Raw genomic sequence first — 23,748 nt, 5'->3', positions numbered from 1 at the left:
AGCTGTGCACGCTAGCCTGCGGCGACAACGCCCTCGGCGCTGCGCGCTGCCACCGCACACGTCCGAGCGGTGAACTGATCGAGCATCGGATGCTCGGAGAGCCTGCGCCACTTCTGCACTGCAGCCAACGCAGCACCGTGCCGTTGGGCCGCACCGGCATCGGGATCGAGTCCGAGACGGGTCGAGCTGTCGATTCCAACGCCTCCGATGAGTCGATGCAGTTCGGTCAGTTCGTTTTCGGGTAGCTTCGGCGTGGTCGAACGCATTCGACCGAGCAGCCTCAGCTCCTGAAATCCGTGTACGTCGGCCAGCATTCGCCCGGCCTCGGCGCGGAACGCAGCAGACTCCGCTATCGGCCGTGCCTCCAATGTCCGTTGCAGTGCCACCAGCGCCGAGTGCAGCTTCAATTGGTCGGCTCTCTGACCGAACTGGACATCGATGACGGAACGTAACTCGTTCAGTCCGCTTCGCTCCACCAACTCCGCGGCGAGGGTTGGCGAATCACGAACACCGAGCTTTATCAACGTGATGGCCATCCGAATACCGAACAGCCCGAACCGATCGACGATCGACGCGCGCAGTTCAGCGTCCACCGGAAGCATCCCCGGCCTGGAGAACCGGTCTGCGGACAGCAGGGCCAACTGGAGATCATTGTCGGGGACCTGCGCGAGCGCCTCGAATGCTGCGAACTCGTTCTGCCGCAACGTTTCCGCCGCGAGCGCCAACAGCCCGGCAACCGGAACGACCGCCTGACAGAGACCGGTCGCCTCCAATTCCGACGCGAACCGCGCCGCAACCTCCTTCGCCGACATCATTGCGTCCATGCGGCCGGATCCGACCTCGTCGGCTCGCGATACGACACCGACGACACCGAGCGGCCCCGACTCGCCGCCCACGTGCGAACCGACCTGCCCGAGGAACGACACGTCCGTCGCGTTGAGCGTGCGAAGAAGGTAGACAACAGCATCCGCACCTGACGACGAATTCTCCGGCGTCAGCATCGACAGTGTGCGCGCCGAAACGTCACGTGAGAGGGACGAGGTGCCGGGGGTGTCGATGATGGTGGTCTGAGTAAGTGTACGAGCGGGCCACTCGACATCGAGACGGTCGACACGAGACGCCGTCAACTCACCGAGGTCGAACGTCAAACGGCCGCTGCGGCGTTGGACGGGAACATGCGCTGACTTGTCACCGTCGTACCAGGCAGTCACATTGGGGGTTGCACCGCTGCGGTACCAGGTGACCACTTTGGTGCACTCTGTCGCATCCGTCGGGGCGATATCCTGCCCGACCAGCGAATTGAGCAACGTCGACTTACCCGCTTTGAGCGAGCCTGCGAGTGCGACGCGTAACGGCTGATCCAGTCGGTCGAGACATTCCGTCAGCGACCAGGCCGCGTGGGTGTCGATGGAATACGCGGAGCGTGCGGCAGCGATGAGCGCCCGGGCGTCGGCCAGAGCGGTCACCGTACTGCTTCACTCGGCACTAGTGCGGCCGCGCGCTCATTGAGTTCCGCAACCACCTTCATCTCTCGATCGAGTTGCGCTGTTCTGGTTGCCCTTTCAGCAGTCTCGACGTTCGCGGCGTCCTGAGCAGCGCGAAGTGAATCGTTGAGCGAACGCAGTGTCTGTTCCGCAATCGAGGTGAAGTGATCACGCAGCACACGCTGGATCTGGCGCAAGCGATCTTTCGATTCCTTGCCGACCTGGAAGCTGACGTCGTCGGTGAAACGCCGCACGGCCATCTTGGCCTCCGCACGCCGATTCTTCACCCGATTTTCCTTGTCTTCCTTGTACGCCTTGGTGCCCAGCAGTACACCGGCACCGATCGAAATCGGATTGAGCAGACTGAGGCCGACGAACGTGGTGATCAACCCGAACATGAGTACACCGCCGTACGAACCGCGCATTCCGACGAGCACCTTCTGCGTGATCCCGGTCTTGCCGGATTCGAGATCGGCAAGGGAGGCAACGGGTTCGAGAACATTGTCGAGATCGCCGAGATCGAGATCGGGCAACGTCACTGCACCTGCGGCAGCGAAGTGCTCGGCGACGAGTTCGGCCAACCACAGCGCCCGCTCGTGCGCCCATACGAAGTTGTCGCCGACGGAGGCCGCGATCTGCTCTTCCAGCCAATTGCCCAGTTCCACCCAGTCCGCGCCGGGGTCTCCCTCGTCGACAGTCTCCTCCGCTTCACGGGTGACGCGCCGAAGTCGATCTCGCAGATCGTGATCGATGTCCGACGCCAGATCTGCGATTCCGTCGGCGAGTGTCTGTTGCCACTGCGAGGTCTTCTTGTGCAGTTCCTCGGCAGCAGTCTTGGCCCTCTGCAATCCGGCAACGGCGGCGGCAGCACGCTCCGGATCACGGAGTGCAGCCAGTTCACTGCCCATCGCCAGAGTGAGATGCTCGGTGACCGAACGGATGTCGAGCGAGACAGCTCCGCGTGTTGTGGCGTCGGCACGCGCCACGACGCGCTCCCGTAGGAAGTCATACAATTCCGGAAAACCGGACTCGGCGTTCAATTCTTCGTCGTTCAACCGGAGCGCGTGCGATCGCAGTAGGGAGGACAACGCAATCATCGGGACGTCCAGCCCTTCGCGCTCGAGGTGTCCTCGGTTGGCTTCGACGATCCGACGCCAATGTGGATACAGGTCTGTCTTGGTGATCAGCACAGCGACCGAAGGGCACAGGCCGAGCACCTGACGCAGAAAAGCGATCTCGGGTTCGGTGAACTCACGACTCGCGTCGGAGACGACCAGCACGGCATCCGCCGATGGAATCAGACCCAATGTTCCTGCTGCATGGGGGTTTCCGTGCCCACCGACCCCTGGAGTGTCGACCAGCACGAGCCCGTCGGCAAGCAGCGGACTCGGCACGTTGACTTCGAGCCTGAGAACTTCACGGCCTTCGGCGCGGGGACTCGCGGGGGTGATGTCCTGCAACTCCTCTAGCGGTACTTCGGCACGTATGGAATCGTTGCCGGGATCCGCCAACAAGAGTTCGGCGTAGGACCGTTCGGAGTTCTGGACAATTGTCGGAATCGCCGTCGTCTCGTCGTCCCCGACCGAGCACACACTCAAATTGAGCAACGAATTCACAAACTGGCTTTTTCCCTGCTTCAGGGGCCCTACCACGACTATTCGTCTTCTCGGGTCGAGTACCCGCTCCTTGGCAAGTTCCATTCTCGACACCAAATCGGACCGCCCGACCGTCTGCGCCACTGCCGCAGTTCGATCGAGCAGATCGGCCAGCTGTTTCGCTTGCCCGTCCATAGCCTTCTTTCGGATACACGTACTTGTCCTGCCGCTAGTGAACTCTAACGACAGAAGAGGCCCCGGGCGTATGGAACCACCCAGAGCCTCTTCCTCCAACATGTAGTTACGGGTTCAGCAGATCCGTGTGGTAGTCCACGGTGGCAGCGTCGGCGACGGAGTGCGCCGCGCTATCGACATCGCCGTGCAGGCTCGAGTCCGAGTCCGACTGCAAGGAAGAATCACCCTGCAGTGACGAGTCGCCCTGTGCCTGCCCGAACACGTTGGAGTCCACCGAGGACCAGGAGTCGAACGAACTCGACGCACTGCCCGCAGCGTCCGCTGCACCGTCGAAGCCACCTATGACGCCGCTGGCTGCGCCGCCGATCACGTCGGCGCCGCCTGCAATCCCACCGACAGCGTTGGCAGCGGCGTCCGCTCCCGCATCCGCACCGGCAGCGACTCCGCCCTCGACACCACCGGCAACTTCACCTGCCACCGAACCGGCAGCATCGGCACCTGCGGCCACTCCACCGGCAACGTCGCCTGCAGCGTCAGCACCGGCGTCGACACCTCCGCCGAGTCCGGCGTTCAGTCCGGCACCCAAGGTCCCGACAGCCGAACCACCGAGGTCCGCTGCACCCTGCAGGGATCCGTCGACGTCGGCGCCCGCCTGAGCGGCAGCGTCCACGCCTGCTCCGACGGTTCCGTCGACTGTGCCTGCGAGCGATCCGCCGAGGTCAGCGGCACCTGCCACCGTCCCGTCGACCGCTCCGGTGATGCCTGCGCCCAAGTCCGTTCCGGTCTGAGCGACGCCGCCGAGGCCGGCGGTCAGTCCGCCTGTGAGGCCTGCGCCTGCATCTCCGACGGCTGCGAGCCCTCCGGTGACGCCTGCGCCCGCAGTTCCGACGGCGGCAAGTCCGCCGTCGATGCCTGCCGCTGCGCCTGTGGTGAGTCCACCAACAGCGGCAAGGCCTGCGTCTGCCGTTGTGGTCAGGCCTCCAACGGCACCGAGTCCGAGGTCACCGGCTCCTGCTACGCCGGCTGCAGCGCCGAGCGCTGCATCGACTGCGCCGTTCAGCGCTCCGCTGAGTTCCGCTTCGCCGCCGAGTACTGCTCCCAAATCGAGTGCGGTGCTGGTGTCGAGCACTGTGTCGAGTGCGGCACCGACGCCGGCTCCTGCTTCTCCGCCGACGCCGAAGGCTGCGCCGAGAACGCCTTCGAGGTTTGTGGCTGCTGCAATGTCGGCGCCTACCGACGCGTCGATCGCCGATTCGAGTGCTGCGGTCAGGCTGCCGACTGCGTTGGTGTCGAGGTCGAGTGCGGTGCCGAGGGCTCCGCTGACGACGGCTCCGATGTCACCGGTGGCGATGGCACCGAGGTCGAGGTCTGCGAGTGCGCCTGCGTCGAGCACCGCACCGAGCGTGGAACCGACGGTCGACGCGAGGCCGCCTTCGGCGCCGAAGATTCCTTCGAGCCCTGCACCTACTCCGAGCCCTGCACCGATGTCGGTGACAGCTTCCAGATCGACACCGGCTGCCAGATCAGCGGCTGCGCCGAGTGCTGCCGTCAGTGCGCCATCCAACGTGCCGCCGAGCGCTGCTCCGGCGCCGAGCGCGGTACCGAGGTCGAGTGCTCCGCCTGCTCCGACGACTGCGTCGAGAGCGGCACCGAGGCCGACGCCTGCTTCTCCACCGACGCCGAAGGCCGCGCCGAGGATGCTCTCCAGGTTTGCTCCTGCGCCCAACGCTCCGCCGAGATCCAACGCTCCGCCGAGATCCAACGCTCCGCCGAGATCGAGTGCCCCGCCGACTGCGCCGTCGATTGCGGTTCCGAGGGACGTCGCGAGATCGGCGACGATGCTGCCGTCGAGATCGAGTGCGGTGCCCAACGCTCCGCTGACGATGCCGCCGAGGTCGACGCCTGCGAGGCCCGCGAGGTCGAGCTCGGCGAGCACGCCTGCGTCGAGGACAGCGCCTAGCGAGGTTCCCAAGGCCGCTGCCAGGCCGGTCTGCAGAGCGAAGACGCTCTCGAGGCCTGCGCCGATGCCTGCGGTGAGTCCGCCGCCTGCGCTCAGCGCTGCATCGAGTGCGGTGCCGACTCCTGCGGCGATTCCTCCGCTGAGACCGCCGGCAAGGCCGAGTCCGGCGGTCAGTGCGCCACCGAGTCCGCCTGCAAGTCCGAGGCCGGCGTCGACTTCTCCGCCCAGATCGATTGCGCCCAGATCGATCGCGGCACCGAACACGTCGCCGAGCGCTGCGCCCAGGTCTGCTCCGATGGTGCCGCCGACGCCGAAGACGGTTCCGAGTGCTCCGGTGAGAGCACCGTCGATCCCGACGAGTGCGCCCAGGTCGATGCCGCCGACTGCGCCCAGTGCTGCGTCGAGTGCAACGTTCAGTTCTGCTGTCACGTCTGCGCCGAGGTCGATGCCTGCGCCGATGAGGCCGCTGAGGGCACCGCCCAGATCGGCCGCGCCACCAAGGTCGATCGATGCGCCGGCGCCGATCATTGCTTCCAGAGCTGCGCCGAGGGCTGCGCCGAGGTCGACGCCGATTTCGCCGCCCACCGCGAGTGCCGCGCTCAGTGCTGCGCCGATCGAAGCCGCGATGTCGCCCGCCAGGTCGAGGTCTCCACCGAATCCGCCGCCGACGCCGCCACCGATCAGTCCGCCGCCTGCAAGTCCTCCGCCGACAATTGCACCGGCACCGAGGCCGAGGCCGGTGGACAGTGCGCCGCCGGTTGCCGCTCCGCCTGCCAGTCCGCCCTCGATGCCTCCGGCAGCGCCTGCACCGACGCCGAGGATCGCGGAGAGCTGCGAACCCGCTCCGGCGAACAAGCCGGACTCGGCGACCAGGGGTGCGACGGCAACGATGTCTGCGTGGCTCACGTCTACGAGGCCGGCTGCGGAGAGCGCAGCTTCCGGGTTGGCGCAGTATGCGGCGGCCGCATCGTCGTTGCGGAGGAGGCTGAGGATGAAGTCGAGGACTGCGTTGGTGGCCATGATCGTGGCTCCTTCAGTGATGGATTTCGTGGTTGATCACAAAGCTATGGGTTCCGGATGGTTCTCCCAACGGGGTCGATCCCCCTGCTCGAAACAGGTGAACCAGGGGTGACGCATTAGGGGATTCGCAAGCGTTAGGGGGTTTCCCCGCAAACACGTGTCCACCCCCTGTGAGACGTAACGAAAGGTGCCATGATTTCGACATGAACAACAGCGTCGGGCGGCGCTTGTGTGAGAAGAAGCCGGAGATGATGATGAGTGCAGGGCTCGGTATACGGATCGGAACGGTCACCTCGGTGGCTGCCCTCGATACTTCACACGACCCGTATGCACCACGTGACTTCGCCACCGACGAGGCAATGCCCACAGTGGTGAAGCGATCGGCCCTCGATCTACACCCAGGATCTGAGCCCAGCCTGGCCGAGACCTCGGAGCGCAACGGACGCCAAACTCTGTCCGGTTTCGCCGACCGCGTCGGTGATCCCGTTCCGCTGATCGACGAGGACGGCCAATCTCATCTCGCCGAGGACCTGTTCGCCGCCGCTACCCGTGCCCTCGTGGCGGAGGCGTCGGCTGGCGCGGATTCGAACCCCACCGTGGTGATCACCCACCCCGACCGCTGGTCCTCCTACACCGCCGACGTACTTCGCGAGGCGCTCGATCGCGCAGGAGTCGAGGACGCCACCCTCGTACCCGAGTCGAGTGCGGCGATGCGCTGGCTCGAGGGTTCGCGCGGACCCGCCAGCGACGGCTTGACGGTCATCTACGACCTCGGCGGAAACTCGCTCGCAATAACGTTGATGCGCACCGGGTCCGAAGCAGGAACAATCGGAAACGGTGTTCACTCGCAGGATTTCGGTGGCGCTCAGTTCGATCATCTGATCACCCAGTACGTGTTGGAGACCGTCTCGAGCAGCACTTCGTTCGAGTTCGATCCGTTCGATCCCGACACCGTCGGCGCCCTCGTCGAACTGCGTGCGCGCTGCAGTGAGGCGAAAGAACAGCTCTCCTACGACACTGCCACCACGCTCACCGTCGATCTCCCCGGTCTGCATTCCGACACCCGGTTGGTGCGCGACGAGGTCGAGGATCTACTCCGGCAACCGATTCTGGGTTCGATCGAGCTGATCCGCGATTCGCTGCACACCGCAGGTCTCGACGCCGCCGACGTGACCCAGGTTCTCCTCACCGGTGGCAGTTCCAGCATTCCTCTTGTCGCCGAGCTCATTTCGTCGGAACTGCGCGCACCGGTGGTCACCGGACCGCATCCCGATCGCATTCCCGCCATCGGGGGTGCTCTGATCGCAAACGAGGTCGCTCAGTCGGTCGTCGCCGATGTGCCACCCGTTGCTGCGCCGGCTCCTCTCACCCGCTCCGCACCGCGTCCGGCACCGTCATCCGCCGCATCCGCCGCAGCAGCCACCGGCATGTCCGGCCGCAAGAAGGCTGGAATCGTGCTCGCATCGGTGGCTGCGTTGGCGATCCTCGCCGGCGGCGGATTGTCGCTGGGAACCGCGCTGACCGGTGGCGACGCCCCGGTCGAGACCGCGGTGTCGGAGAACACCGCTGGAACGACATCGACGACGGCACCCAAGACCACAGCGGAGGCCGCCGCCGCTGTCAACCAGACCACCGAAAATGGCCTGCCTGCACCGACTGTCGCAGCCGACGGCACGCTGATTCCCGCGGCAGGAACGGTGATCGCGCCCGACGGCACAGTGGTCGCCGACCCGAATGTGGCTGGGTCTCCGGCCGGCGCGCCCGCTCCCGCCGCCCCGGTTCCCGCAGCACCGAACGCGTCGGACCCCGGCGTCCCCGCGCCTGCCTACACACCCCCGGCCGACGCAGCTCCGGCCTACACACCCCCGGCCTACAACCCTCCCGCCTACAACCCTCCGGCGTACACACCCCCGGCTTACAACCCTCCTCCGGCCTACACGCCCCCCGCCTACAACGGACCGACCCTCGGCGATGTCGGACAGGGCGTCGGCGACCTCCTCCCCAACCTGACCGGTCAGTAGCTCCGTGCCCGTCGCACTGACGAAAGCCGAGATTGCAGCCCACGCAAGCACCCGCGGCCAACCGATCTCGGGCGCTCTGGCGAGAACGATCCTTACCATCACCGGTGGATGTCAGGTCACCGTCGACGTCGCACTCGATGCTGCGCAGACGGCATCCGCCGACGTGGCGCTCACCAAGGTCATCGGCGACGCAGTTCATTCCCACCAGATCGACATTCTTCGCGCGATGGCCGAATCCGAGCAGGCTGTCGTCGCCCTCGCTCATTTCGGGGTCGGCACCGATCTCGAAGCGATCGCCGATCTTCAAGTGCTCCCCGATCTGAACGAGTCCCCGCCGCGGGACGCCGGATCGATCCTCGACGGCGCTGTTGCATCAGGTGTGTTGACCGTCTCGGCTACCGCGCTCCCCGATGTCGATCGGGCACTGACCGAGGTGCTCGGCCCGCCGCGAATGACAGCGATCTTGACACGACTGCTCGAATATCGCTGCAAGACGGATACTCTCGACGACATAACCGCCGTGAAATTGGTTCGGGCCGGTATCAAGAACCCGGAATTGGCGAACTTCCTACAGACTGCGGCCTCCGCGGCGGCCCCCGAATCAGCTGTCGTACTCTACGACTACGCAGTCGCAGCGGGCGCCGACGACCGGGCCTTGGCCGCACAGCGCGGCGAAACCGCTGCCGTGCTCGGCGACCTTGCATCGGCCCAGAACTTCTGCGACACAGTGCTCGAAAACTTCGATTCCGTCGGCGTCCGTGAATTGCGCACCGCCGTAAGAATTTCGGCGACGATCGCAGCCGAGAGCGGCATGGCATCGCGCAGCGCCGCGCTGTTCACCTGGCTCGGTGCCGAACGTGCGGGCGCCGACTCGGATATCGGCGTCGCGACGTGCCTTGTCGCCGCTGACCGCGCCGCCGCCGACGCCATGTCCACCCGCAGTTCGGCGGCACCGCCGACCGCATCGGGCGCCTCGCTCACGTTGCTTGCAGAAGGACTGCGTCAGTCGATCGACGCGACGTCGACGGCGGAGACGACGGCTGCCGCCAATACGCTCATGCGGGCAGTGTCGTTGTCCACGAATCCGGCTCGGCGAGTGAGCCCGGATTCGGCAGCGGCAACAGCGATCCTGTTGGCGCTGCACGGCGGAGACCTTGCCCATGCCGAATCGATCTCGGCCTCCACTCTTGCCTCGCTCCCCGTGCGCCATCACCAACGCCACCGCATCGCCCTGCTGCAGGCCTGGACGACCATGCTGTCGGGAGATCTCGTCGCCGCACTTGCGCGCGCAGATGCTCTTCAGATCCCGCAGAGCCACAGTCGCGATCAGTTGTTCCTGCACGGCATCCGCGTCGGCCTCGCACGGCGTTCCGGCGACTCCGGATCTCTCACCAAGGCGTGGGAGGACGCGCAGGACATCATCTCGCGCTACTCCGTCGACCTTCTGTCGTTTCTGCCGGTGGGAGAGCTCTGGCTCGGAGCGGTACGCGTCGGCCAACCGGAACGACTCTCGCACCTCCTTGCGCAAGCCGATGCAGTGCGTGCCGGCCTGAACGAACCACACGCGTGGACGTCCGCGCTGCACTGGTACGGCGTTCAGGCCGCCATTCAATCCGAGCGTCCGGCCGATCTGGTTCCCCACGCACAAGCGCTGGCCGAAGCCGCCGAATCGAACCAGTACAGCGCGGTGCTCGCCGCAGCCGGACGAGCCTGGCTCGCCGTTCTGCAGGGCCGCCCCGAGGTCGCCGAAGTGGAGGCCGCGGCACACTCGCTCGCTCGTGTCGGACATTCGTGGGACGGCGCACGCTTGGCGAGTGAGGCAGCATTGCGGGTCGGCGACACGCGTGCCGCGACCACGTTGCTCCACGTCGCACGCTCACTGCGTCAACCGGCGGCAGCACCGGTATCCGTCGCCGCCTCCGCTTCTGCCGAGATCAAAGGATCGCTCAGCGCCCGCGAGGCCGAGGTAGCCGAACTCCTCGTCCTCGGCGTCACCTATCGGGAGGCAGGCGCACGGCTCTACATCTCGGCCAAAACCGTCGAACACCATGTCGCCCGCATCAGACGCAGACTCGGTGCAGGCTCCCGATCGGAGCTGCTGTCGATGCTTCGGGCCATGGGCTACGGCACGGGTTCACCGGACCTGTAGCCGAACTATGTAACTCCAGAGTGGCCTATAGCGACATGGATGTCAGAGAGGTGGCCGTTCCGGGTCGCCAACCCCACGACGGAGTACTACAGACATGCTGATCCGGCCCGCAGAGAACTGCGCGGCATACAATCCTGCCGATGCGCTGCCCGACGTCGGACTGCACGTCGACGACGAGCGGTCCATCGCCGCGGTTTCCCGCCCCTCTCGCGCTAATCCGTCGCTGCACGTCGCGTCGCTGCACCGCACCGTCCTGTATGTGCACGGTGACGGGACCGCATCGCTCGGAGGTACCGATGACCAGTGCGCAGCGGAGTTCACCGACTTCGTGAACGGGGACGTCGATTCGGGTCTCGAACCCGGCGAACTCATCGCAATGACTTTGCGCTGCCTGCTCGTCGAGGTCGCCCAATCGATCGGAACCGATCCTGCCCTGCTGGCGGCAGCCTCCACATTCCCCGCCCGATGGACGGCCCAGCAGGTCTCCGATCTCCGAACAGCGATGAATCGCTACGGCCTGGCGCACGTCGCCCTGGTGTCGGAAACCGAAGCACTCACCGTATGGTCGGAATCAACTCAGGCGACATGGGCAGGTTCGGACACCGGTATCGCGGCCGCTCGTGGCGCCGCGAGCATCGCCTCCCACTACCCGGTCGACGCGATCACTGAGGCGTTTGCGATCGCGCGTCCCGAGCGGGCGGTATCGCGAACCCCCGTCCTGGCTGCGGTCGCCTTCGCTGCGCTTCTCACTCTCGGGGCCGGAGTGGCGTCACTGATGCTGCGCGACAACACGGCACCGGCCATCCCGCAGATCGAGAGCGCAACGATCGCCGACCCGACGACAGCGGGCGCCGTCCCGACAAATGCAATCCCCTTCCCGACGGTGGTTCCCATCATCGAGCCTCTCGCGCCGGTTCCCGCCGAAGCGACGACCGAATCCGCACCGACCACCACCGCGCAGGCACGGGCGAGAGATGAGCCGACCACCGAGCTGCCTCAGACGAGACCGGCCGCCGAGCGATCGGAACAACCGGACCGGACCGTAGAGGTGCCCGTCGAGGAAGATCCCGTCGAAGAAGATCCCGTCGATCCACAGCCGACCAAGCCCAGTACCCAACCGCCGGTCGATGAGGGCAGCGGCCCCAGCACACTGCCCGAACCCACCGACCCAGCGACTGCTTCACCGGCAGTTTCACCGGCGGCGAAAGAAACGCCGGCGGCGGGCTGATGGGGTACCTCGCGGTCACGATCGGCGACGACAGATCCGTCGCCGTCCACCGTCCGGATCAGGCAGTCGATCCCGTCGTCTACGAGACCACGACCCGCTTGTGGTTCGCGGAGGACGGAACCGTCGGCCTCGGCCCGGCAGGTGTCGATGCGGGACCTTCGCCGCGATCGGCGAGTGCATCCATCTCACGCGTCGGAAATCAGGAAGCCGATCCCGACGGACACCAGCCCGAGGATCTTCTCGCGCACGCAGTCAACTGCCTCGTGGCCATGGCGACCGACCGACACGGCGGTGTAACTCCGTCCGTTGCCGTGACCTATCCCGATAGTTGGAGTCCCGGCCGACTCGCGGTGCTGCGCGGCGCGTTCGCCCGCACCGGTCTGCACGGCGTACTCCTCGTACCGAACGCAACCGCTGCAGGCGCATTCGCCGCGTTGGTGCCGACCAACGTCACCGACCCGGACCCCGCCCCGGTCGCCGACGATGTTTCCCTCACCATCGGCGCGCTCGCGGTATTGGAGGGGCCAGGTCCGCAGTCGCCGGATTCAGCAGTGACCGATGCGCTACCCATCGTCGCGAAATCTCAGGCGCTCGCGTTCTCCGAAGCACTCCCTGTGGACGACCCGACGACAACGGTCACCCCGGTCGAAGAAGATCCGCACCGGAAGAGAAGGCCACTGCTGATCGTCACGGGTGCCGCGGTGGCCGTGATCCTGGCATCCGTCGCAATCGCGGCGGCGCAGGGAACATTCAGCGACGGCGTCGACGTGGCACCGCCTGCCATCACCGACGCACAGACCGCGCCTGCCACATCGTCGACTGCCACCTCGCCGAACGGGCCCGTGCTGCCGGCAGTGGCCCCGGCAGTTCCGTTCCCGACGACGGTCCCCGAGGTCGTTCTGCAGCAGCCGCCGTCGTCCGGTCCATCCGAGCCGACGCTCGCCGAACCCCCACGCCCAGAAACTCCGCGCGCAGAACCCCCGCGCCCAGAAACCCGCGCAGAACCCTCGCCGGAGCCCGAGCCTGCAACTCCGACCCCCCCGAGGACACGCAGACCTCTGACACGCCCGACCGTCCCGGACTTCACTTATCCCACCGTCCCCGACTTCACGTATCCCACCGCCCCTCGCTCCAACGGCGCCGGACGCTGAACAGGCTCTTAGTCGATTCTCAGCTCTCATGCCCTAAGGTGAGGCGCTGATGCTCAGCACCCGATGAAGGGATTTCATGCGTAACACGGGGGCACTGCGCGCAGCAGTGATCTGTTCGACGGCGTTTCTGTTCTTCGGTATCTTCTCGGCCCCCGCGTCGGCAGACCCTGATCCAAGCGTCAATCAGAGTGCGGCGGAAGAGCTTCCCCGCGAACTGGCCGATGCTGTTGTTCGCGATCTGAAAATCTCACCGCAGGAATACCTCGATCGAGCTGCGCGCGCGCAAGAACTCTCGACGTATGCCTCCGATTTCCGCGCATCCAGGCCGTCCGACTTCGCAGGCGCCTGGATCGGGCCCGACGGCAAAGCCGTCGTCGCCGTCACGTCCGAAGACGCTGCTCAGGCCGTCGCCAAGGATGGCTACGGCACCGCACACGCGCCAGTGTCCGCCGACGGTCTGGAAAAGTCGCTCGCCGATCTCAATGCATGGATCTCGTCGCTTCCTCGTGAGGTCGCAAGCCAGGTGAACGGAACTTCGATCGACATTTTGGACAACCAGATAGTCATCGACGTCGTCAACAGTCCGATCGGAAGCGCCCTCAATCTTCCGACGTTGCTCGCCAACCTGAAAGTCATCCTCTCCCCCGGCGCGCCAAAGCCCGTCGATCCGTCACCGATGGGCGGCGACACCTACGTCACCACACGCAACGCCATTGCGGATACCCCGTCCACCGACATCAGCGTCTGCTCGTTCGGCTTCAACGCCACCGACGGATCCGGTAACCCGGTCAATCTCAGTGCAGGACACTGCAATCCGAATGCCGAGACCGGCGCTGGCGGAGCCCCCGTGTACCTGCCCGATCCGGCGAACGTCCAGGGCAGCGCCCAGATCGGTACGTTCGACCGCTCCAGCCTCGGATCCCCCAGCGGCCTCGACTGGTCGGTCATCTCACTGAACGAGACGGGCACGTCCTCCGGCCTGGACCGCCCTACCGTCCGTGGCGCGAACGGCAGCACCGTCACCATCACGGGTACCGCCTCGCCGGTCGTCGGCGCACCCGTATGCAAGTCGGGGCAGTCCTCGTCGTTCACTTGTGGAGTCGTCGCTGCCGAACGCGTCGAGACTCAGCTGTACATGGATGACGGTTCGAGCCGAACTGTCCGAGGATTCGCCAGCACCGCCTGCACCCTTGCGGGCGACAGCGGCGGGGCAATCGTCACCGGCACACTCGCACTCGGAATCACCAGCGGATCCAACAGTGGTGGCGCTCCCGACTGCACCGAGGCCAACCTCGCGCTCGCTCAGTTCGGGGGGACCGCAAGCCTGGGCATCCCGATCGGACAGGTCGCATCCGAGACGGGTGCGACGCTTCGAACGGCCCCTGTCAGCTGAGCCACTTGTGTGCACAATGGCCCATCGCGTCTCCGGACACGGTGGGCCATTGTTCTGTATTCGTCTGGCGCAGAATCTCATCCAACCTCGGGTGAACGCGATCATCGGCGAATCACTCGATCAGCTGATGCCCGACTGCCTGCTTTCCGACTGAACACGCTCACAGGCCCGCCTCCGAACCGGAGACGGGCCTGTGAGCGTTGTAGCTATGGTCTATTTCCCGTACTGCGTCGTTCCTGCAGGTGCGTTCAAGGTGTTGAGAAGGTCGATTCCCGCAACGACGAGCGTCGGGCCTCCGGCAAGGATCGTGCCGACAACTCCACCGACGCCTGCTCCGGTCACCAGGCCGCCGATACATGCTGCAGGCAGGGTCACAATGCAGCCGATGGTCGCGCCGACGATGGTTCCGCTCAAGCTACCAATAGCAGTGGCGAGTCCCAGCTGCGAGACGAAATTGTCCTGCGCCATCATATTCTCTGCAGGCGAAGCAACCGGAGTTGCACCGAGGCTGCGCGAGTTCGCCGACGCCTTGGTCAGATCGAGCTGCGGGACCAGACGAAGCGTCTTGCCGTCGTTGTCGACGTTCTGCTCGTACGGGAAGTTGAGGCCGCCCAAGTTGAAGGACAGGGGCAGCGTCACGACGACATTGTCGGTCGAGTCGAGGACGTCGACAGTCTTGCCGTCGTCTGCCACCTTGAAGACGCCGGCATCGATCGTCGTGACGATCGTTCGGTCTTCGACGTTCGACTCGAAACCAATTTCTTCGTTCGCCGAGGGTTCCGCAGGGGCGGGAGCTGCATATGCCGTGCCGCTGGCCAGACCCATCGCAGAGGCCACGAAAGCCGCCGCAACGACCAGTTTGCTGAGTTTCATGTAAATCTTCCGTTTCTCGCCGTCGAGCTCGGCAGTTGCCGAACAGAGGTAGCCCGTCAAACGCAGATGAACCCTCGACCAAATCCACGAGTGTGCCGGTGCCGCAGCAGCATAACCCATAGGTCGGACCATTCGTTATCTTCTCCCTGACGCCCCAGGGCTCCTGTGATGTCCGCCACACAAACCGGACTATCAGCACAAATCGGAAAGGCGCAACCGTCGAAGTTTCAGCCCTGCTGCAACCAAACCCGACCGTCTCGTGAACATGAAGCGCAGAACTTAGGACTGCCTTCTCGAAGGCCGGTTGAAGCGGTACGCCTAACGTGACATCCAGGACGCAACCTACTGACCGGTCCAGCCCACCGCGATGCAGGTCGATCCCATTAACGATGTTAAGTTACTCGTCGGTATTGCCTTAGTTGTTACTGGCCAGTAACTTGGCTAGTCTTAGGCTGATCGGGCTGACCCTGAGGTAGCTTCCCCGGCTACCGAATGAACGAAAGGCCGCTTACATGAACGCCCTGACGATCACGTTGGGCACGGTCGGTGCGCTTCTGAGCCTCGTCTGTTGGTTCTCCTTCATCCGTGGTGGCCTGCGGATGTTCAATATCATCCGCCTCGGACAGCCTGCACCGGACCGTTGGCGCCCGATCATCCCTCGCTTCAAGCAGATGACCGTCGAGTTTCTCGCCCACACCAAGATGGTCAAGTTCCGCACTGTCGGTTGGGCCCACTGGCTGGTCATGATCGGCTTCATGGCCGGAGCGATCCTCTGGTTCGAGGCATACGGGCAGACGTTCAACCCCGAGTTCCACTGGCCGATCTTCGGCGACTGGGCCATCTATCACCTGATGGACGAGCTACTCGGCATCGGAACCGTCCTCGGCATTGTCACGCTCATCGTGATCCGTCAGCTCAACCACCCACGCAAGCCCGAGCGGATGTCCCGCTTCGGTGGCTCCCGGTTCCGTGCCGCCTACTTCGTCGAGGCAGTCGTTCTCGTCGAGGGCCTCGGAATGATCTTCGTGAAGGCCGGCAAGATCGCGACGTACGGCCACTCGAACCCGTGGACCGACTTCTTCACCCTGAACGTCGCCAAACTCCTGCCCGAGAGCGTCGAGCTGGTCTCGGTGTTCGCGTTCATCAAGCTGATGTCCGGCATGATCTGGCTGTACATGGTCGGCCAGAACATCGACTGGGGCGTCGCGTGGCACCGTTTCACCGCGTTCCCCAACATCTACTTCAAGCGCATGGACGACGGCACCGTCGCGCTCGGCCCGGCCAAGCCCATGATGTCCGGCGGCAAGGTGCTTGTGATGGAGGAGGCCGACCCGGATGTCGACGCGTTCGGCGCAGGCAAGGTCGAGGACTTCAGCTGGAAGGGCTGGCTCGATTTCAGCACCTGCACCGAGTGCGGCCGCTGCCAATCGCAGTGCCCTGCATGGAACACCGGTAAGCCGCTGTCCCCGAAACTTCTCATCATGTCGCTGCGCGACCACAGTCACGCCAAGGCGCCGTACCTGCTCGCAGGTGGCAAAAAAGACCTGGGCGGCGACGAGATAGGCCTCGTCGACGCCGAAGGCAACGTTGATCAGAAGAAGCTCGACGCCATCCCGCAGGCCGCGCGTGACGAGGCCGATCGCAAGCTCGTCGCCGACGCCATCGATGGCGGCATCATCGATCCCGAGGTCCTGTGGAGCTGCACCACCTGCGGCGCCTGCGTCGAACAGTGCCCGGTGGATATCGAACACGTCGACCACATCATCGACATGCGTCGGTACCAGGTCCTCATCGAATCGGAGTTCCCGTCCGAACTCGCGGGACTGTTCAAGAACCTCGAGAACAAGGGCAACCCCTGGGGTCAGAACTCGAAGGACCGTCTCAACTGGATAAAGGAGATGGAATTCGACATCCCGGTCTTCGGACAGGACGCCGATTCGTTCCGTGACTACGAGTACCTGTTCTGGGTCGGCTGCGCCGGCGCCTACGAGGACCGCGCGAAGAAAACCACCAAGGCCGTTGCGGAACTGCTCGCGACCGCGGGCGTCAAGTTCATGGTGCTCGGCGCCGACGAGACCTGCACTGGCGACTCCGCTCGTCGTGCCGGCAATGAATTCCTGTTCCAGCAGCTCGCGCAGCAGAACATCGAGACTCTGAACAGCGTGTTCGAGGGTATCGAGCAGAAGAAGCGGAAGATCGTCGTCACCTGTGCGCACTGCTTCAACGCGCTCGGCAACGAGTACCCGCAGGTCGGTGGCGACTACGAGGTGGTTCACCACACCCAGCTGCTCAACCGTCTCGTCCGTCAGAAGAAGCTGATCCCGGTGGCCTCGGTCAGCCAGGACATCACTTACCACGACCCGTGCTACCTCGGCCGTCACAACAAGGTCTACGACGCTCCCCGCGAGCTCATGGCCGCGTCGGGCTCCAATCTGAAAGAAATGCCGCGTCACGGCGAGCGGTCGATGTGCTGTGGTGCCGGTGGCGCACGCATGTGGATGGAAGAGAACATCGGCAAGCGCATCAACATCGACCGGGTCGACGAAGCGCTCGCCACCAACCCCAAAAAGATCGCCACGGGTTGCCCCTTCTGCCGCGTCATGCTGACCGACGGTGTGACGGCACGTCAGGAGGGCGGCGCACACGAAGGCGTCGAGGTAGTCGATGTCTCGCAGCTGATGCTCGAGTCCATCACTCGGGTCGAGTCTTCGGTGCTCGCGGCGAACATCAAGGTCGTTCCGCGTGAGCTCACTCCGGAGGAGAAACTCGCGACCGAAGAAGCCATGGAGGTCGAAGAGGCCGAACGCATCGAGCCGGTCGAAGAGCCTGCAGAGGCCAAGTCAGCTCCCGCTGCACCAGCCCCCAAGGCCGGCGGCTTGAAGATGAAGGGTCTCGCGAAAGCACCGGGAGCTGCGAAGCCTGCAGAATCAGCGGAAGAGGCTGCTCCCGAAGCTGCCGCCAAGCCCAAGGGGCTTGGTTTGGCCGGTGGCGCAAAGGCTCCGGGCGCCAAGGGGCTCTCGCTCAAGGGCAAGGCTCCCGGTGGTGCGAAGGCTCCCGGTGCGCCAGCACCGAAGCCGGCGGAGGAAGCCGCTCCTGCGGAAGCATCCGAATCGACACCGTCCGTCAAGCCCAAGGGCCTAGCTGTGAAGTCCGGCTTCAAGAAGCCAGGCGCCAAGGCACCCGGTAAGCCGTCGGCCGCTGAGCCGGCTGAGGCCGAGGCATCTGCTGCCGAACCTGCAGAGGCCAAGACACCTGCAGGCGACACCGCAAGTGCTGCGTCGGAATCCCTGCCGACGGTCAAGCCCAAGGGTCTGGCAATGAAGTCCGGCTTCAAGAAGCCAGGCGCCAAAGCACCCGGCAATCCGGCCGCTCCCGCCAAGACGGCCGCTGCTGCTGCTGCTGAACCGGCAGAGTCTCCCAAGTCGGAAGCTCCTGATGCAGTGGAGACGCCTGCAGAGCCGACCACTGACGCCTCCCCTGAGGCCGAGGTGTCCACGCCGACGGTCAAGCCCAAGGGCCTCGCTGTGAAGTCGGGGTTCAAGAAGCCAGGTACACGTACTCCGGGTCAGGCTGCTGCACCTGCCGAGCCACCTGCCGAGTCAAAGGCACCTGCCGAGGCTGAGGCACCGTCCGAGTCGGAGGCACCTGCCGAGGCTGAGGCACCTGCCGAGGCTGAGGCACCGGTTACGAACGAATCCGGCGGCTCGGACAGCTCCGATGCTCGTAAGCCACCGACTCCGAAGGCTGGTGGGCTGGGATTCGCTCCAGGAGCAAAGGTTCCGGGTAGACGGAAGTAACCTCGCACTCTTTCGCCGACTTCGCGCCCCCGCTCACTTCAGAGCCGGGGCGCGAAGTCGTTGAAGGAGGTGCTCGGTCCTGAGCTCTCGCCCCGCCGCAGCAGCACTACCACCCACGTCGATTGCGAGAACGATCGCCGACCTCGCCAGCTCACAACCATTCGACAATGCCGGTGTGCAGCAAATTTCACTGCTTGAACCACAGGACTCGCCCTCGAATACCTTCTCGAGGTGCACGATGCTTGTCCGAAGCACCCCGACAATCGCGCGGCCGTCGGCTCGCGAACTTCATAGACGGCGGATCGGAACGTGTCACGGGGTCCAGAGCTCGAGCTTCGGAATCCCGGGAGGGGTGAAACCGAGGACCTGACCATAGAAGGAGAGCTCGGATTCGCGCGCGTTCACCTGTGTTTCCAACTTCCGGAATCCGTGCGACTCCCCCTCGTACGCCAGGTACGCGTGCGGAATCCCTTTGCGTACCATTGCGTCACGGAACCGCTCGGCCTGCGACGGCGGCACGATCGGATCCGAGAGGCCCTGCAGCAGCAGAACGGGACACGACAAACCGTCGACATTGTTGACCGGCGCTCGGGTTCGGTACAGGTCGAGGGCTTCGGGGAGGGGGCCGATCAGCCCGTCGATGTAGCGGGATTCGAAGTCATGGGTTTCCGCGACGAACAGCTCCAACTCGGCGACGCCGTAATACGAAGCACCACAGGCGAACACATCGGAGGAGGTCAATGCCGCCAGCACTGTCCACCCACCAGCCGACCCTCCCTCGATCGCCAGACGAGCCGGATCGGCAAGACCGGCGTTCGCGAGTCCCTGCACAGCAGCGACGGTGTCTTCGACGTCGACTATTCCCCATTGCCCTCGCAACCGGTTGCGATATTCGCGACCGTAGCCGCTCGACCCTCCGTAGTTGACGTCGACGACGCCGATGCCCCGGCTGGTGAAATACGCGAAGACCGGATTGAGCGCCGGTGCGACGTGGGCTGTCGGACCGCCGTGCACGAACGCAACGTACGGAGGCAGTTCACCGTCCAGGCCCTGATACTCGGGGTTTCGAGGCGCGTAGGCGATGGCGTGGACCTCACGCTCCGCTCCGTGAAATGTCATCGGTTTGCCCTGCGGGAGGTAGTCCGCGTCGGGGACTGCTTCGAGCCCGGAGCGAATGTCGGTGAGTTGCCCAGTGGCGAGGTCGAGAAGCCGAAGCCCACTGGGACTTTGCGCGCCACCGGCTTTCAACAACACCGTCGAACCCTTGCGCCCACCGAGCGACACCGACGTGAGCCCGCCGAGATCGACGTCCTCCAATACGCCGCTCGACGGGTCGAGTACGCCGAGCGTGTCGACCCCGAAAGTGCGTACGGTCAAGAGCTTTCCGTCGTCGAGAACCGAATACCACCGAGCGCCGAGTTGCCACAGAGGCGCACCAAAGTCCGCTTCGGCCGCATGCAACGGCGAGACGGTTCCATCGACGCCGGCCCGGTAGATGTTCCACCATCCCGTGCGGTCGCTGATGACGTACAGGGACTCGTCGTCGATCCATTCCGGCTGAAGCACCGATTCCTCGGTCCCGCCCAGTACAGTCTTCCACGTTCCGCCGGCCAGATCGGCGACGCGCAGTTCGGTTCCGTCCCAGGGCATCTGCGGGTGATCCCACGCGATCCAGGCAAGCTTGGAGCCATCGGGAGACAGTCGCGGATAGGCAAGAAATTGCGACCCGGACACCAGTGATCGCACACCGCTTCCATCGAGCGCGATGACACAGATGTCGCGGGCGACCTCCGAGCCGTCGTGAATTTCCCGCACCGCCAGCACGTCGTCACCGACGATCGACAGCTCGCCGAAGCGAACCGACGACGCGCTCTCGGGTTTCGGCGTCAGCGGGACGGGCGTTCGACCCGGTGATGTGACGTACACGCGCTGATCCGAGAACTCCGCGAAGACGATTCGGCCGTCGGGTGTTGCCGTCCACGCTCCTCCGCCGTACTCGTGCACCCTCGAGCGCGCGTTGGACGGCGTGGTCAGGAGCGTCTCCACGACGTCGCCGCGGTACCGGCACACCGCGGTCCTGCCGTTCTCGGTCGGACGGAGCTCCGACCACCAGATCTCGTCGCCGACGAAACGGCCGGCCTCCACGGGATGCCCGCTCGCGGACAGGTCCGCAGCGGAGATCGGAGAAGGCCAGGAACCGAAGGGCAACGAGGTTCGCGTCATGGCGACCACAGTAACCAGTGGCACCGACGATTCGGCGCCACCGAGTCAGGCGCTGCACCGGGCAGCGCTGGGTGGCGCGCGGTCGCCGTAACGCCGCGTTCACCACGCAGTCAAATACGTGGTCGAAGATGGAACGTGGATAGTTGGGACCACAGGGGGGGTAGCAATGCGTGAAACCGCACCGAACACCGTCGACGAGGCAATCCTCGCCTTCGGCAGGTCCTGGTATGGCTACGGCGGCGGAAGCGACGAGGACATTTACGTCGCGTTCGGATTGGGCGCGCGGTCGTACTTCGAACGTCTGCGACGACTTCTCGACGAGCCGGCCTCGGCTGCTCTGGACGAGACGACGCGCGAGAAGATGCGGGCGGTGTGCGCGCGGCGGCTTCGCTAGCTGACGGGGAGCAGTAGGTCGGCGAAGTCGTTTCGGACACTGTTGACGGCGGTGCTGACTTCGTACGGAACCAGATGGGGCTCGGGAATGTCCGCCAGCATCTGCTGCACGGATTCGATCGACGTAACAGTCGGATCGAGCCAGTGATCACGCATGTCCGCCGGCACGATCACCGGAGAACGGTCGTGGATGTGGCCGAGCGCGTCCGCGGCCGGGGCCGTCAACACCGTCACCGACCACACCCAGCGGTCATCGTCGTCGTCCCCTTTGGTTGGATCACGCCACAGCTCGTACAGCCCAGCCATGGCCAGCACGGCAGGAGTGGAGCCGGCTGAACGATCCAGGTCGACGTCCTCGTGCAGGAAGTACGGAACCTTCTGCCCGTCGCGCTTCTCCCACTCGTAATATCCGTCGGCGGGAACGATGCATCGCCTTCGGGCGGCCGCCTTCTTGAACGACGGCTTCTCGAGAATCGTCTCGGAGCGCGCATTGATCATTCGGCTGCCGATCTTGGGGTCCTTCGCCCAGGACGGAATCAGGCCCCACCGTACCGACCTGAGCTGGCGGACGGCACCTGCGTCCGGTTCGTCTTTCGGTGCCCGCTCGAGCACGGTCCGCACGGTCTGCGTCGGTGCCACGTTGTAGGCGGGCGGGATCTCCTCGCCCACCGTCTCGGCGATGTCGAACACCGCGCGTAAATCGCTGTCGGTCTGGGTGCTTGCATACCGTCCGCACATGCTCTCGATTGTCGCACCCGCTACCGACAAGTAGGCGTCGAGCGAATATGCCTCGCGGTTCCGGCGCCGCACCTGGCACGATGGGAGGGTGAGCCTTCCGCAGACCGACCACCAGAGAACCAAACATCGCACGCTCCAGCAGTCGACGAAGCTGCAGAACGTGCTGTACGAGATCCGCGGTCCGGTGCACAGGCACGCCGCGCGGCTCGAAGCGGAAGGCCACCGAATCCTCAAACTCAACATCGGAAACCCGGCACCGTTCGGGTTCGAGGCACCCGACGTCATCGTCCGCGACATGATCGCCGCGCTGCCGTACGCACAGGGGTATTCGGAGTCGAAGGGCATCCTCTCCGCCAGGCGTGCGATCGTCACGCGGTACGAGCTCGAGCCCGGTTTCCCCGAACTCGACGTCGATGACATCTACCTGGGCAACGGTGTCTCCGAACTCATCACGATGACTATGCAGGCGTTGCTCGACGACGGTGACGAGGTGCTGATTCCGGCGCCCGACTACCCGCTCTGGACTGCGATGACAACACTGTCCGGCGGCAAGGCCGTGCACTACATGTGCGACGAGGAGAACGGTTGGAACCCCGACCTCGCCGATATCGAATCGAAAATTACACCCAAGACCGTCGCGCTGCTGGTGATCAATCCCAACAACCCGACGGGTGCGGTGTACTCGAAAGAGGTACTGCAGGGCATCGTCGACCTGGCACGCAAGCACCAGCTGCTGCTGCTCGCCGACGAGATCTACGACCGGATCCTCTACGACGACGCCGAGCACACGTCGCTGGCCAGCCTCGCTCCCGATCTGCTGTGCCTGACGTACAACGGGCTGTCCAAGGCGTACCGGGTGGCTGGATACCGTGCCGGGTGGCTCGCGATCACCGGACCGAAAGACCACGCGGCCGGGTTCATCGAAGGCATCGATCTGCTGGCGTCGACCAGGTTGTGTCCCAATGTTCCTGCACAGCACGCGATCCAGGTGGCACTCGGTGGACATCAGAGTATCGAGGATCTGATCCTGCCCGGCGGCCGTCTGTTGGAACAGCGCGATGTCGCCTGGACCAAGCTGAACGAAATCGACGGCGTCTCGTGCGTCAAACCGCGTGGTGCCTTGTACGCGTTCCCTCGCCTCGATCCGGAGGTCCACGAGATCTACGACGACGAGAAGCTCGTCCAGGACCTACTGCTTCAGGAGAAGATTCTCGTCGTCCAGGGCACCGGATTCAATTGGCCGGGACACGATCACATTCGCATCGTGACGCTGCCCTGGGCGAGAGATCTGTCGGTCGCAATCGAACGTTTCGGCAACTTCCTCTCGTCGTACAAGCAGTAGGTCCGAGGGAGTATGGCGGATTCTACTAACTGACCGGAAAGTAGAAGAAGTGATTGAAAGTGACGGAAAAAACACTGCCGTGATCTAACACATCCGCCGCAATCTCTGTAGATTGGCAGACGGCACCTTGTGTGCCCGAGCACTGGTCGTATCCCACCCCCCCGGGTCGATCAGGAAGGTGGCGGG

At 64.7% G+C, this 23,748-nt stretch carries 14 protein-coding genes; 8 read left to right on the top strand and 6 right to left on the bottom strand.

The annotated features are described in order from the left end of the window. Positions 1 to 11: 11 nt before the first annotated feature. The 3 genes from QMK17_RS18365 to QMK17_RS18355 all read right to left on the bottom strand — a co-directional run bounded on the left by QMK17_RS18365 (position 12) and on the right by QMK17_RS18355 (position 6,254). Positions 12 to 1,466, bottom strand: coding sequence for a dynamin family protein (locus tag QMK17_RS18365; protein WP_283510734.1), 1,455 nt, complete (start codon positions 1,464 to 1,466; stop codon positions 12 to 14). Continuing rightward, positions 1,463 to 3,274, bottom strand: coding sequence for a dynamin family protein (locus QMK17_RS18360; RefSeq protein ID WP_283510733.1), 1,812 nt, complete (start codon positions 3,272 to 3,274; stop codon positions 1,463 to 1,465). Before QMK17_RS18360 ends, QMK17_RS18365 begins: the two co-directional genes overlap by 4 nt. 106 nt (positions 3,275 to 3,380) lie before the next feature. Further along, the gene (locus QMK17_RS18355) at positions 3,381 to 6,254 is read right to left on the bottom strand and encodes an IniB N-terminal domain-containing protein (protein ID WP_283510732.1); all 2,874 of its coding nucleotides are present in this window, start codon (positions 6,252 to 6,254) and stop codon (positions 3,381 to 3,383) included. A 203-nt stretch (positions 6,255 to 6,457) separates the two neighbouring features. Here QMK17_RS18355 and QMK17_RS18350 point away from each other — a divergent pair, with 203 nt between their 5' ends. From QMK17_RS18350 to QMK17_RS18330, 5 genes are all read left to right on the top strand, one after another. Further along, positions 6,458 to 8,275 carry an Hsp70 family protein gene (locus tag QMK17_RS18350; RefSeq protein ID WP_283510731.1) on the top strand — a complete coding sequence of 606 codons (1,818 nt, stop codon included), beginning with the start codon at positions 6,458 to 6,460 and terminating at the stop codon, positions 8,273 to 8,275. Between the two features lie 4 nt (positions 8,276 to 8,279). After that, on the top strand, positions 8,280 to 10,424 hold the full coding sequence (locus QMK17_RS18345) for a LuxR C-terminal-related transcriptional regulator (RefSeq protein WP_283510730.1): 2,145 nt from the start codon (positions 8,280 to 8,282) through the stop codon (positions 10,422 to 10,424). Between the two features lie 94 nt (positions 10,425 to 10,518). After that, on the top strand, positions 10,519 to 11,652 hold the full coding sequence (locus QMK17_RS18340; RefSeq protein ID WP_283510729.1) for a hypothetical protein: 1,134 nt from the start codon (positions 10,519 to 10,521) through the stop codon (positions 11,650 to 11,652). Continuing rightward, positions 11,652 to 12,803: a hypothetical protein gene (locus tag QMK17_RS18335; protein ID WP_283510728.1), complete on the top strand. Its 1,152-nt coding sequence runs from the start codon at positions 11,652 to 11,654 to the stop codon at positions 12,801 to 12,803. Before QMK17_RS18340 ends, QMK17_RS18335 begins: the two co-directional genes overlap by 1 nt. 76 nt (positions 12,804 to 12,879) lie before the next feature. Continuing rightward, the gene (locus QMK17_RS18330; RefSeq protein WP_283510727.1) at positions 12,880 to 14,196 is read left to right on the top strand and encodes a S1 family peptidase; all 1,317 of its coding nucleotides are present in this window, start codon (positions 12,880 to 12,882) and stop codon (positions 14,194 to 14,196) included. A gap of 213 nt (positions 14,197 to 14,409) precedes the next feature. On the opposite strand, the gene QMK17_RS18325 is transcribed toward QMK17_RS18330, so the two are convergent. Next, positions 14,410 to 15,069, bottom strand: a complete 660-nt coding sequence (locus tag QMK17_RS18325; protein ID WP_283510726.1) for an ammonium transporter — start codon at positions 15,067 to 15,069, stop codon at positions 14,410 to 14,412. A 512-nt stretch (positions 15,070 to 15,581) separates the two neighbouring features. On the opposite strand from QMK17_RS18325, the gene QMK17_RS18320 reads away from it, so the two are divergent. Beyond that, a complete protein-coding gene (locus tag QMK17_RS18320; RefSeq protein WP_283510725.1) occupies positions 15,582 to 18,866 on the top strand; it encodes a (Fe-S)-binding protein in 3,285 nt (1,094 codons plus the stop codon). 312 nt (positions 18,867 to 19,178) lie between these two features. On the opposite strand, the gene QMK17_RS18315 is transcribed toward QMK17_RS18320, so the two are convergent. Continuing rightward, positions 19,179 to 21,089 carry a prolyl oligopeptidase family serine peptidase gene (locus tag QMK17_RS18315; protein WP_283510724.1) on the bottom strand — a complete coding sequence of 637 codons (1,911 nt, stop codon included), beginning with the start codon at positions 21,087 to 21,089 and terminating at the stop codon, positions 19,179 to 19,181. Positions 21,090 to 21,255: 166 nt separating this feature from the next. Here QMK17_RS18315 and QMK17_RS18310 point away from each other — a divergent pair, with 166 nt between their 5' ends. Beyond that, positions 21,256 to 21,483, top strand: coding sequence for a DUF3263 domain-containing protein (locus QMK17_RS18310; protein WP_283510723.1), 228 nt, complete (start codon positions 21,256 to 21,258; stop codon positions 21,481 to 21,483). Here the strand turns inward: QMK17_RS18310 and QMK17_RS18305 are convergent. After that, on the bottom strand, positions 21,480 to 22,220 hold the full coding sequence (locus tag QMK17_RS18305) for an SOS response-associated peptidase (protein ID WP_283510781.1): 741 nt from the start codon (positions 22,218 to 22,220) through the stop codon (positions 21,480 to 21,482). The genes QMK17_RS18310 and QMK17_RS18305 overlap by 4 nt on opposite strands. Positions 22,221 to 22,308: 88 nt before the next feature. Between QMK17_RS18305 and QMK17_RS18300 the strand changes: the two genes are divergently transcribed. Continuing rightward, complete coding sequence (locus QMK17_RS18300; protein ID WP_283510722.1) at positions 22,309 to 23,562, top strand: pyridoxal phosphate-dependent aminotransferase; 1,254 nt, start codon at positions 22,309 to 22,311, stop codon at positions 23,560 to 23,562. The last annotated feature ends 186 nt before the right edge of the window (positions 23,563 to 23,748 follow it).

Source organism: Rhodococcus sp. G-MC3 (genome assembly GCF_030063335.1).
Classification (GTDB): Bacteria; Actinomycetota; Actinomycetes; order Mycobacteriales; family Mycobacteriaceae; genus Rhodococcoides.
This window is presented reverse-complemented; position numbering and strand designations above follow the sequence as displayed.

Coding starts and splice junctions, on each gene's coding strand:
- QMK17_RS18310 (WP_283510723.1), top strand. CDS start 21,256: ATGCGTGAAACCGCACCGAACACCGTCGACGAGGCAATCCTCGCCTTC.
- QMK17_RS18340 (WP_283510729.1), top strand. CDS start 10,519: ATGCTGATCCGGCCCGCAGAGAACTGCGCGGCATACAATCCTGCCGAT.
- QMK17_RS18325 (WP_283510726.1), bottom strand. CDS start 15,069: ATGAAACTCAGCAAACTGGTCGTTGCGGCGGCTTTCGTGGCCTCTGCG.
- QMK17_RS18360 (WP_283510733.1), bottom strand. CDS start 3,274: ATGGACGGGCAAGCGAAACAGCTGGCCGATCTGCTCGATCGAACTGCG.
- QMK17_RS18335 (WP_283510728.1), top strand. CDS start 11,652: ATGGGGTACCTCGCGGTCACGATCGGCGACGACAGATCCGTCGCCGTC.
- QMK17_RS18355 (WP_283510732.1), bottom strand. CDS start 6,254: ATGGCCACCAACGCAGTCCTCGACTTCATCCTCAGCCTCCTCCGCAAC.
- QMK17_RS18350 (WP_283510731.1), top strand. CDS start 6,458: ATGAACAACAGCGTCGGGCGGCGCTTGTGTGAGAAGAAGCCGGAGATG.
- QMK17_RS18330 (WP_283510727.1), top strand. CDS start 12,880: ATGCGTAACACGGGGGCACTGCGCGCAGCAGTGATCTGTTCGACGGCG.
- QMK17_RS18320 (WP_283510725.1), top strand. CDS start 15,582: ATGAACGCCCTGACGATCACGTTGGGCACGGTCGGTGCGCTTCTGAGC.
- QMK17_RS18305 (WP_283510781.1), bottom strand. CDS start 22,220: ATGTGCGGACGGTATGCAAGCACCCAGACCGACAGCGATTTACGCGCG.
- QMK17_RS18315 (WP_283510724.1), bottom strand. CDS start 21,089: ATGACGCGAACCTCGTTGCCCTTCGGTTCCTGGCCTTCTCCGATCTCC.